Annotated in this window: 7 protein-coding genes; 6 read left to right on the top strand and 1 reads right to left on the bottom strand. The window is 68.2% G+C overall.

Annotation, left to right across the window (positions count from 1 at the left end; all coding sequences use genetic code 11):
* Positions 1 to 3 precede the first annotated feature (3 nt).
* The 5 genes from BFE01S_RS24600 (at position 4) to BFE01S_RS24620 (ending at position 6,585) form a co-directional block, all read left to right on the top strand.
* Positions 4 to 969 carry a carbohydrate kinase family protein gene (locus BFE01S_RS24600; protein ID WP_028227795.1) on the top strand — a complete coding sequence of 322 codons (966 nt, stop codon included), beginning with the start codon at positions 4 to 6 and terminating at the stop codon, positions 967 to 969.
* A 119-nt stretch (positions 970 to 1,088) separates the two neighbouring features.
* Positions 1,089 to 1,310: a hypothetical protein gene (locus tag BFE01S_RS24605; RefSeq protein WP_028227796.1), complete on the top strand. Its 222-nt coding sequence runs from the start codon at positions 1,089 to 1,091 to the stop codon at positions 1,308 to 1,310.
* Between the two features lie 65 nt (positions 1,311 to 1,375).
* On the top strand, positions 1,376 to 1,621 hold the full coding sequence (locus BFE01S_RS24610; protein ID WP_028227797.1) for a hypothetical protein: 246 nt from the start codon (positions 1,376 to 1,378) through the stop codon (positions 1,619 to 1,621).
* A gap of 146 nt (positions 1,622 to 1,767) precedes the next feature.
* Positions 1,768 to 2,742 (top strand): ion channel, encoded by a 975-nt coding sequence (locus tag BFE01S_RS39990; RefSeq protein WP_042338408.1) that lies wholly within the window; start codon positions 1,768 to 1,770, stop codon positions 2,740 to 2,742.
* 225 nt (positions 2,743 to 2,967) lie between these two features.
* The gene (locus tag BFE01S_RS24620; RefSeq protein ID WP_028227798.1) at positions 2,968 to 6,585 is read left to right on the top strand and encodes an indolepyruvate ferredoxin oxidoreductase family protein; all 3,618 of its coding nucleotides are present in this window, start codon (positions 2,968 to 2,970) and stop codon (positions 6,583 to 6,585) included.
* A 190-nt stretch (positions 6,586 to 6,775) separates the two neighbouring features.
* Here BFE01S_RS24620 and BFE01S_RS24625 read toward each other — a convergent pair whose 3' ends face one another.
* A complete protein-coding gene (locus tag BFE01S_RS24625) occupies positions 6,776 to 8,041 on the bottom strand; it encodes a sensor domain-containing phosphodiesterase (protein WP_028227799.1) in 1,266 nt (421 codons plus the stop codon).
* 489 nt (positions 8,042 to 8,530) lie between these two features.
* Here BFE01S_RS24625 and BFE01S_RS24630 point away from each other — a divergent pair, with 489 nt between their 5' ends.
* Positions 8,531 to 10,198 (top strand): Na+/H+ antiporter, encoded by a 1,668-nt coding sequence (locus BFE01S_RS24630; RefSeq protein WP_028227800.1) that lies wholly within the window; start codon positions 8,531 to 8,533, stop codon positions 10,196 to 10,198.
* The last annotated feature ends 106 nt before the right edge of the window (positions 10,199 to 10,304 follow it).

The raw sequence follows: 10,304 nt of genomic DNA on the forward strand, positions 1-10,304 counted from the left end.
GCAATGAGTACCTGCAACACGGGCCCCGACTTCTCGTCGGGCTTCCCGGCCTTCGTTTCGGCCGGCGACATCCTCACCGATCTCGTACGCACGCCGGCACCCGACGGCACCCCGGCGCATGCCGATTCGCAATGGCGCGCGCACCCGGGCGGCGCCGGCTGGAACGTCGCGCGCGCGGTCGCGCGGCTCGGCCTGCCCACGGCCTGCGTGGGCTCGCTCGGCACCGACAACTTCTCCGACGAACTGTGGAACGCGAGCGTCGCGGCCGGCCTCGACATGCGCTTCATGCAGCGCGTGGAGCGGCCGCCGCTTCTCGCCATCGTCCACGAAACGCATCCGCCCGCGTATTACTTCATCGGCGAGCAAAGCGCCGACCTCGCCTTCGATCCCGCGAAGCTGCCCGAAGGCTGGCGCGCGCAGGCGAAGTGGGCGCACTTCGGCTGCATCAGCCTCGTGCGCCAGCCGCTCGGCGAAACGCTCGCCACCCTGGCGGCCGAACTGCGCGCCGCCGGCGTGAAGATCAGCTTCGACCCGAACTACCGCAACCTGATGGCGCACGGCTACGAGCCGATCCTGCGCCGCATGGCGGCGCTCGCCGATCTCATCAAGGTCTCCGACGAAGACCTGCGCATGCTGTTCCCGGGCCAGAGCGAAGCCGAGGCCATCGCGTCGGTGCGTGCGCTGAATCCGGCCGCGACGGTGCTCGTCACGCGCGGCGCGCAAGCGGCCTCGCTGTACACCGCCGGAGGCGAGGTGCTCGAAGCGGCGCCGCCGCGCGTCGAAGTGGCGGACACGGTGGGCGCGGGCGACGCCTCGATCGGCGGCCTGCTCTTCAGCCTCATGAGCACGCCGCAGCGCACGTGGCGCCAACACCTGGCGTTCGCGCTGGCCGCGGGCGCGGCGGCCTGCCGGCGGCCCGGCGCGCATTCGCCGACGCTCGACGAAGTGGTCGCGCTGCTCGCGGACTAGCTGTCATCTGCGTGCCCCGCAACCGCGCGGGCAACGTGCTAGCATGGAATTTCCTCCCGGTGCCGCGTGCCGTGCGGGCCACGCGCCGGGCAGGTATTTCCTTTCCAGAGGAGCGCGCTATGGACGACGTCACCTACACCAAGGGGATCTACACGGCGGTCGCAACGGCGCGGCCCGTGGACGGCGGCCAGTATCAGGGCCTGGTCTCACTGGCGCGCGACGACGGCGAGGAACTCGAAAACGCGGTCTACGAAGTGGACGGCGTATCGGGCACGCCGGAAGAAGCTCTGGAAGAAGCCAAGGCACTGGCGCACCGCATTCTTGGCGAGCTCGAACTGTAGGGCGCCCTGCCAGGCCCGGCGCGCGGAATTCGAGGCGTTCACCGGTAATCCGGCTGGAGGCGATCATGGCCGATCAGCTCTTTCTCTATGGCGTCTACGCGATCCGCGTGCATCCGCTCGAACTGCAGGGTGCGCGCTGGGACGCCGAATATCAGATCACGCACCGCGACAAGCCCGTGCAGCCGTGGATCACCCTCGGCGGCAATGCGGGCTTCGAGGCGCCGGAGGTTGCCGTCGATGCGGCTCGCCGCCAGGCGATTGCCGATATCGAGCACGGCGCGGGCATTCCGAGGCCGCACGCGTTCCCGTGAGTTGTCGCTGAGTCTTCCCTGAGTTGTCGCCGAGGTTCGTGCCGAAGCCTAGCGCGCGCGGCGCGCCATGCCGCACCACATCCCGCTTGTCCACTCTCTTCGGCGTTGCTACGCTTGTGCGCATTTCAGCCCGAAGAGACCCCGCCATGACGCCCGAGCCGTCGCAACCGAGCGCATCCGCGCAAGCCGCTCAAGACCGCGCCGGACCGGCCGAGCGGCAGCGTCGCTCCGGCGGGACGCCGCGCAAGCTCGCCATCGGCTCGCGCAAAATCATCGTGCACGGCATGCCGGCCACGAACTGGCGCGACCTCTATCACAGCGCGCTCACCATGCGCTGGCCCACCTTCTTCGCCTCGCTCGCCGGGCTCTTCCTGATCCTCAACACGGTCTTCGCCTGCCTCTATCAACTGGGCCACGCGCCCATCGCCAACCAGTACCCGGACGGCTTTGGCGGCGCCTTCTTCTTCAGCGTCGAAACGCTCGCCACGGTCGGCTACGGCGACATGCATCCGCAGACCGTCTATGGCCACCTCGTCGCGACCTTCGAGATCTTCGTCGGCATGTCGGGCGTGGCGTTGGCCACGGGGCTCGTGTTCGCGCGCTTCTCGCGCCCGCGCGCGAAGATCATGTTCACGCGCGAAGTGGTGGTGCATCCCATCAACGGCCACACCACGCTGATGGTGCGCGCGGCCAACGCGCGCCAGAACGTGATTGCCGAAGCCCGCGCGAAGCTGCGGCTCATGCGCGTGGAAACCACCTCGGACGGCTACACGGCGAGGCGCATCTACGATCTCAAGCTCGTGCGCGACCAGCACCCCATCTTCACGCTCGGCTGGAACCTCATGCACGTGATCGACGAAGCCAGCCCGCTCTATGGCGAAACGGCGGAATCGCTCGCGCACAAGCACGCCTCGCTGCTGGTGATGATCGAGGGCTCCGACGAATCGACGGCGCAGACCATGCAGGCGCGCCATAGCTGGTCCGATGGCGAGATTCGCTGGCATTACCGCTACGTGGATCTGCTTTACGAAGTGGACGGCGTGAGCCACATCGACTACGCGAACTTCCACGAAATCGAGCCCTACGACGGGCCGCCTGCGTACGGGTCGCAGTTCGTCTGAAGCGGGCTTTGAAGCGGCCTTCGGGGCGGGGTCCGCCACACCCTCCTGGCGGGTAGCGGAAAATTCATCTCAAAAAATGGCATTGCTGGGCAGCATCTCGCGCAAGCCGCCCGGCGGCAGAGGCAGTTAGCAAAATATTTCCCTCATTGGCGCGAAAAAATAGAGTCTCTTTCGACATGGGCCGGACAGCCGCCGCGTCGAAGCACTACAACGGAGACTCCCCCAATGACTGCCCGCCCCGCGTTCGGCAACTCGCCCGCGTTTGGTCCCGCCTCGCCGCCGCTCGCCGACTACCGCCTGAGCGACAACCTCACCGCCACGCGCGGCCGCATTTTCCTCACCGGCACCCAGGCGCTCATCCGCCTCGCGCTGATGCAGCACGCGAGCGACGCCGCACACGGCCTGAACACCGCGGGCTTCATCAGCGGCTACCGCGGCTCGCCGCTCGGCATGGTCGATCAGCAGGCGTGGAAGGCGAAGAAACTGCTCGACGCGGCCGGCGTGCGCTTTCTGCCCGCCATCAACGAGGAACTGGGCGGCACGGCGGTGCTCGGCACGCAGCGCGTGGAAGCCGACCCGGAGCGCACCGTCGAAGGCGTGTTCGCGATGTGGTACGGCAAGGGCCCGGGCGTGGACCGCGCGGGCGACGCGCTCAAGCACGGCAACGCCTACGGTTCGTCGCCGCACGGCGGCGTGCTCGTGGTGGCGGGCGACGACCACGGCTGCGTGTCGTCGTCGATGCCGCATCAGAGCGACTTCGCGATGATGTCGTGGCACATGCCGGTCGTGAACCCGTCGAACGTGGCGGACATGCTCGAATTCGGGCTGTACGGCTGGGCGCTCTCGCGCTACTCGGGCGCATGGGTGGGCTTCAAGGCGATTTCGGAAACGGTGGAGTCGGGCTCGACCGTCGATCTCGATGCGATCAAGACCGACTGGCACGCCCCCGAAGGCTTCACCGCGCCCGCGGGCGGCCTGCATAACCGCTGGCCCGATCTGCCGAGCCTCGCCATCGAAGCGCGCCTCGCCGCCAAGCTCGACGCGGTGCGCCACTTCGCGCGCGTGAACAGCATCGACAAGTGGATCGCGCCGAGCCCGCACGCGAACGTGGGCATCGTCACCTGCGGCAAGGCGCACCTGGACCTGATGGAAGCGCTGCGCCGCCTCGATCTCTCGCTCGACGATCTCGACGCGGCGGGCGTGCGCATCTACAAGGTGGGGCTCTCGTTCCCGCTGGAGATGTCGCGCATCGACGCGTTCGTCGCGGGCCTCACCGACGTGCTCGTGATCGAAGAGAAAGGTCCGGTGATCGAGCAGCAGATCAAGGATTACCTCTACAACCGCGAGGCAGGCGCGCGCCCCGCCATCACCGGCAAGCACGCCGAAGACGGCACCGTGCAGCTCTCCGAACTTGGCGAGCTGCGCCCCTCGCGCATCCTGCCCGTGTTCGCCGCCTGGCTCGCGAAGCACAAGCCGGCGCTCGACCGCCGCGAACGCGTGGTCGATCTCGTCGCGCCGCAGATCCTCTCGAACGTGGCCGACGCCGTGCGCCGCACGCCCTACTTCTGCTCGGGCTGCCCGCACAACACCTCGACGAAGGTGCCCGAAGGCTCCATCGCGCAGGCCGGCATCGGCTGCCACTTCATGGCTTCGTGGATGGAGCGCGACACCACGGGCCTGATCCAGATGGGTGGCGAAGGCGTGGACTGGGCCGCGCACTCGATGTTCACGAACATGAAGCACGTGTTCCAGAACCTTGGCGACGGCACCTACTTTCATTCAGGTATCCTTGCGATCCGCCAGGCCGTGGCCGCGAAGGCCAACATCACCTACAAGATTCTCTACAACGACGCCGTGGCCATGACGGGCGGCCAGCCCGTGGACGGCAGCATCTCGGTGCCGCAGATCGCGCGCCAGGTGGAAGCCGAAGGCGTCTCGCGCTTCGTCGTGGTGAGCGACGAGCCCGAAAAGTACGACGGCCATCACGGCCTCTTCCCGAACGGCACGACGTTCCACCATCGCAGCGAACTGGACACGGTGCAGCGCGAGTTGCGCGACACCCCGGGCGTGACCGTGCTGATCTACGACCAGACCTGCGCCGCCGAAAAGCGCCGCCGCCGCAAGAAGGGCGAATTCCCCGACCCGAACAAGCGCCTCTTCATCAACGAAGAAGTGTGCGAAGGCTGCGGCGATTGCGGCGTGCAGTCGAACTGCCTTTCGGTGGAGCCGGTGGAAACCGGACTGGGCCGCAAGCGCCGCATCGACCAGTCCTCGTGCAACAAGGACTACTCGTGCGTGAACGGCTTCTGCCCGAGCTTCGTGACGATCGAAGGCGGCAAGCTAAAGAAGGCCGCGGGCGCCGCGTTCGATCCGCAGGCGCTCGTCGCGCGCGTCGAAGCGCTGCCGGTGCCGCAGACGCATCTGGACAACGCGCCCTACGACATCCTCGTGACCGGCGTGGGCGGCACGGGCGTGGTGACGGTGGGCGCGCTCATCAGCATGGCCGCGCATCTGGAAGGCAAGAGCGCTTCGGTGCTCGACTTCATGGGCTTCGCGCAAAAGGGCGGCTCGGTGCTCTCGTTCGTGCGTTTTGCCGCGACCGACGCGCTGCTCAACCAGGTGCGCATCGACACGCAGCAGGCCGACCTGCTGCTCTCCTGCGACATGGTGGTGGGCGCGAGCGCCGACGCGCTGCAGACCGTGCGCCACGACCGCACGCGCATGGTGGTGAACACGCACCAGATTCCGAACGCCTCGTTCGTGCAGAACCCCGAAGCGAATCTGCATGCGGACGCACTGCTCGCGAAAATGCGCCACGCGGCAACGAATGGCGCGGCCGGCGCGCAAGACCCGCTTTCGACGTGCGACGCGCAGGCCCTCGCACAGCGTTTTCTCGGCGACACCATCGGCGCGAACATCGTGATGCTCGGCTTCGCCTGGCAGCTCGGCCTCGTGCCGGTCTCGCTCGCGGCGCTCACGCGCGCCATCGAGCTCAACAACGTGGCCGTGCCGGCGAACCTGCTGGCGTTCTCGATTGGCCGCCTCGCCGCCGCCGATCCCGCCGCGCTCGAATCGCTCGATGCCGCGCGCAAGCAGATCGCCGCGCCGAAACTCACGCAAACGCTCGACGAACTGATCGCCGACCGCGAAGCGCGCCTCGTCGCCTACGGCGGCGCAAGCTACGCGAAGCGCTATCGCGCGCTCGTCGATGCAACGCGCGCCGTGGATAAACCCGCGGACAAGGCGCTCACGCGCGCCGTCGCGACAACGTTCTACCGCCTGCTTGCGGTGAAGGACGAATACGAAGTCGCACGCCTGCACACCGACCCGGCGTTCCGCGCCGCGCTCGAAGCCCAGTTCGAAGGCACGGCGGGCCGCGATTTCACGGTGAAGTTCAACATGGCGCCGCCGGTTCTCGCGCGCGCAAAACATGGCGAAGTGCCGCGCAAGATGCAGTTCGGCCAGTGGCTCTGGAGCGCGCTCGCGCTGATTTCGAAGGGTCGCGGCGTGCGCGGCACGTGGATCGATCCGTTCGGCAAGACGCTCGAGCGCCGCATGGAGCGCGCCCTCGCCGACGACTACGAAGCCACGCTGCGCGCCGCCCTCGCCGGCCTGAACACCGAAAACGCCGACGACATCGCGAAGCTCGCGAGCCTGCACCAGCGCGTACGCGGCTACGGCCACGTGAAGCTCGCAAATCTCGCCGCCGTGAAGCGCAGCGAACGCGAACTCGCGGCGCGACTGGGCATCGAGCCCGCGACGAGCGCGGCGGTCAAGGAAGCGCTCGCACAGGCGAAAGGTGCGGGCACGCTGCGCGGCATTCCGGTTGTCGTCGCCAGGTAAGGTAACGCGAGGCATAGCGAAGCAAGGAAGCGCGCGCCGTTCATCTGGACGGCGCGCGCCAACGTGAACCGTATGCACCCGCGCCGCGCTCGTCGCGATGACTTCGAGCACTACCCGTTCGTGTTGCCGCGGCTGTTCCATGCGAGCGCACCGTGTCGTGGAGACCACGGACATGATCGCAGAAGCGCGCCTACTCCACCCAGTCGATGTCGCCGCACAGCACGCCCAGCCGGTCGCCCACCTGCACGGCCATCGACAGCGTCACGCACGGCAGCGCCTCGTTGATCGACAGATACGGCGCGGTCACGTGCACGCGCCCGGGCGTGACGAGGGCCGCGCGAAAGTACGGACGGCGCAGCCAGTTCGCGCCTTGTGCGTCGTCGAGCGGCAGGAAGCGCGCATCGCCCTGGGCGCGATCCACGCGCAGCACCACGTTGCGCCCCGTCTGCCGTCCGCTCGCGTCGAGCAGGAAGCAGCGCGCCGCGTGCGCGAGGCCGAGGAAGTTCCAGCACACCTCCTCCAGCGGTTCGCCCGCGGAAAGCCGCTCCGCCGCGCGCTCGAAGGCGCGCACATAAGGCGCAAGACGGCTTGCCATGCTGCGCTCGCGCTCCTCGGTCTGGGTGCGAAAGCGCTCCGTCGCCTCGGCGATCACGCATTGCGCCTGGCACGCGTCGGTGAGACCCGGCGCCGGCCGCGCGAAGAAGAAGCCTTGCGCGAAGTCCGCGTTGCAGGAGAGCGCGAGCTGCGCCTCCTGCTCTGTCTCCACGCCCTCGATCAGCACGAGCTTGCCCGCCTCGTGCAGCAGCGTGACGAGCGCGGGCAGCGTAGCCGCCATGTCCGAGCGATGCGCCGCGTGCAGCAGCATGATGCGGTCGAGCTTCACGATGTCGGGGTTGAGCTGCCACACGCGGCCGATATCCACGTGGCCCGCGCCGAAGTCGTCGAGCGCCACCAGAAAGCCGCGTTCGCGAAACGACGCCACGGCGCGCGCGAGGGCTTCGAGGTCGGTGACCTCCTCTTCGAGCACTTCGAGCACGATGCGCCGCGGCGGCAGGTCGAGCCGCCGCAGGTTCGCCAGCAGCGCCGCCGTGTGATACGGCTCGATCAGCGTGCCGGGGTGCACGTTGAGAAAGAGCCATTCGCGCTCGGCGCCCAGCAGCTTGAAGTTCTCGATATGCAGCCCTTGCGCGAGGCGGTCCACCTGCAGCGCCTCGCCCACGCGCGCCGCGTCGCCGAACACGTCGAGCGGCGAGACCGGCCGGTCGAAGGCGTCGTGGGCGCGCAAGAGCCCCTCGTAGCCGATCGCCCGCATATGCGAGAGGCTGAATACGGGCTGGAATACGCTCGTCAGCGTGAGGTCGCCATGTTGGGCGCTATAGCGCTGCAGGCCCGAAGCGACGCTCAAATTGAAACCGTGCGGAACCACCGCCGGTCTGTCCTGTTGCTCTATGGTCATGCCTTCCTCTCGCGCGAGAACGGCGCTGGCGGTGGCGCGACACGCTCGCGCGCTGTGGCCGCCAGGCCGGTTCATTGCGTCACAGGCTGCTGGAAAGCAAGGTCCGTGCTCACTCGCACTCCGATGTGGCACGCATCGAAGTGCGGGGGCCGAACGCGCTGCATGCGCCGCGAGCGGGCATCGCGCGCACCAGAATCGTGCGCGGCCGGCGCCGGTGGTTCGTGCCGCGGCGGTCTGCGTCTGCTTGGGTTGCTGCGCCTGTGTCTCCTCCAGCAACGGCTTCTTCGTTCCTCCTGCTTCTCCGGCAGGCGCCCCTCGCCGGCGCGCCTCAGCCCATCCCGGCCCAGGCTTGCCCAGCCTTGCGTGCCGGCTTCGGGACGCCCGCGGCCGGGCTCGGGCTAAACTGTCGCCACCCTGCCGGTCTTCGGGCCGCTCGACCCACCTTCCGCTTTGAAGGGACACCCGGGTGTCCCGCGCTTCGCACGTTCGATGGAAATCTTCTTCACTGTTCTCATTCTGCTCCTGGCCGTGGCGCTTTCGGGTGTCGTCATGCGTCTTTTGCCCGTGAAAGTGCCGCTGCCGCTCGTGCAGATCGGCATTGGCGCGCTGCTCACCTTTCCGCGCGTGAATCCGCACGTCACGTTCGACCCCGACATCTTCATGGCGCTCTTCATTCCGCCCCTGCTGTTCGCCGACGGCTGGCGCATCCCCAAGCGCGAGTTCTTCATGCAGCGCCGCGCGATCCTCATGCTCGCGCTCGGTCTCGTGCTGATCACCGTGGTGGCCGTGGGCTACTTCGTGCACTGGCTCGTGCCGGCCGTCTCGCTGCCCGTGGCGTTCGCGCTCGCCGCCGTGCTTTCGCCCACCGATGCCGTGGCGCTTTCGGCCATCGCCGGCAAGGACCGGCTGCCCGCGCAGCTCATGCACATTCTGGAAGGCGAAGCGCTGATGAACGACGCCTCGGGCCTCGTCGCCCTCAAGTTCGCCGTGGCGGCCGCGCTCACCGGCTATTTCTCGTTGCGCGCAGCCGCGCTCAGCTTCGTGGCGATCGCGGCGGGCGGCCTTGCTGTTGGCGCGGCGATCGGCTGGATCTGCAGCTACATGTCGGCGCGCTTTCTCAACGTGACCGACGACGGCGACCCCGCACCCGGCGTGGTGATGACCATGCTGATCCCGTTCGCGGCCTATCTCTTCGCCGAGCACCTGGAATGTTCAGGAGTGCTTTCCGCCGTGGCCGCGGGGATGATGATGAACTACACGAGCGTCGCGCACCTGGGGCCGGTTTCGGCGCGCGTGCGCGCGGCGAGCACCTGGACCATGATCGAGTTCGTCTTCAACGGCATGGTGTTCACGCTGCTCGGCCTGCAGTTTCCCGGCATTCTCGGCAAGGCGCTGCTCGACGCGCATCACGCGGGCAACGCGCAGATGGCGCGGCTGATCGGCTATATCGGCGCGGTGCTCGCTGCGCTCTACGCCATGCGCTTTGCGTGGGTCTGGCTGCTGCGCTGGGTGGCGAGCCGAAATGCCGCCCGCCAGGGCGTGGCGAACGCCGTGCCGGGGCTGCGCACCGTCGCGATCACCACGGTGGCGGGGGTGCGCGGTGCGGTCACGCTGGCGGGCGTGCTCTCGCTGCCGGTGGCGCTCGCCGACGGCAGCGCGCTGCCCGGGCGCGACACGGCGATCTTCATCGCGACCGGCGTGATCCTGGCCTCGCTGCTGGTGGCGATCGTGGGCTTGCCCGCGCTGTTGCGCGGCGCGGGCCGCTCGGGCGTTCCGGCGCATCTGGCCGAAGAACGCGCGGCGCGCACGCAGGCCGCGCAGGCGGCGATACGCGCGGTCGATGCGCTGCACGACGAGGTGAGCGAGAACCTGGACGAATCGGAGGCCGCCTATGCGGCAGATACGACGGCGCGGGTGATGGACACCTACCGGCGGCGCCTCGCGACACTCGACAGCAACAGCGACCGCAGCAATCACGCGCGCCGGGCCGAGGCGCTGGAGATACGCATGCGCCTTGCCGCCATGCGTGCGGAACGGGCCACGCTGCTTGCGCTGCGGAACCAGCACAAGATCAACGATGAAACGATGTCGAAGCTGGTGCGTGAGGTGGATCTTTCCGAAACGGCGATGACTAGCCGGAAGCGGGGGCGGGGGTAGGGAGTTATGGGGCGGGTGTTGCCCCGCGCAGACCCTGGCGCGTGGTTTGACGTTTCCTGTGCTTGGGGCTGGGTGGCTTGGCGGTTTTGGGGTTTCTTGTTTTCGT

The organism is Paraburkholderia ferrariae NBRC 106233, assembly GCF_000685035.1.
GTDB classification, from domain to species: Bacteria; Pseudomonadota; Gammaproteobacteria; order Burkholderiales; family Burkholderiaceae; genus Paraburkholderia; species Paraburkholderia ferrariae.

What these genes read in the sequence shown, in the direction of transcription:
- BFE01S_RS24625 (WP_028227799.1), bottom strand. Translation starts at nt 8,041, where the DNA reads ATGACCATAGAGCAACAGGACAGACCGGCGGTGGTTCCGCACGGTTTC.
- BFE01S_RS24620 (WP_028227798.1), top strand. Translation starts at nt 2,968, where the DNA reads ATGACTGCCCGCCCCGCGTTCGGCAACTCGCCCGCGTTTGGTCCCGCC.
- BFE01S_RS24605 (WP_028227796.1), top strand. Translation starts at nt 1,089, where the DNA reads ATGGACGACGTCACCTACACCAAGGGGATCTACACGGCGGTCGCAACG.
- BFE01S_RS39990 (WP_042338408.1), top strand. Translation starts at nt 1,768, where the DNA reads ATGACGCCCGAGCCGTCGCAACCGAGCGCATCCGCGCAAGCCGCTCAA.
- BFE01S_RS24610 (WP_028227797.1), top strand. Translation starts at nt 1,376, where the DNA reads ATGGCCGATCAGCTCTTTCTCTATGGCGTCTACGCGATCCGCGTGCAT.
- BFE01S_RS24630 (WP_028227800.1), top strand. Translation starts at nt 8,531, where the DNA reads ATGGAAATCTTCTTCACTGTTCTCATTCTGCTCCTGGCCGTGGCGCTT.
- BFE01S_RS24600 (WP_028227795.1), top strand. Translation starts at nt 4, where the DNA reads ATGAGTACCTGCAACACGGGCCCCGACTTCTCGTCGGGCTTCCCGGCC.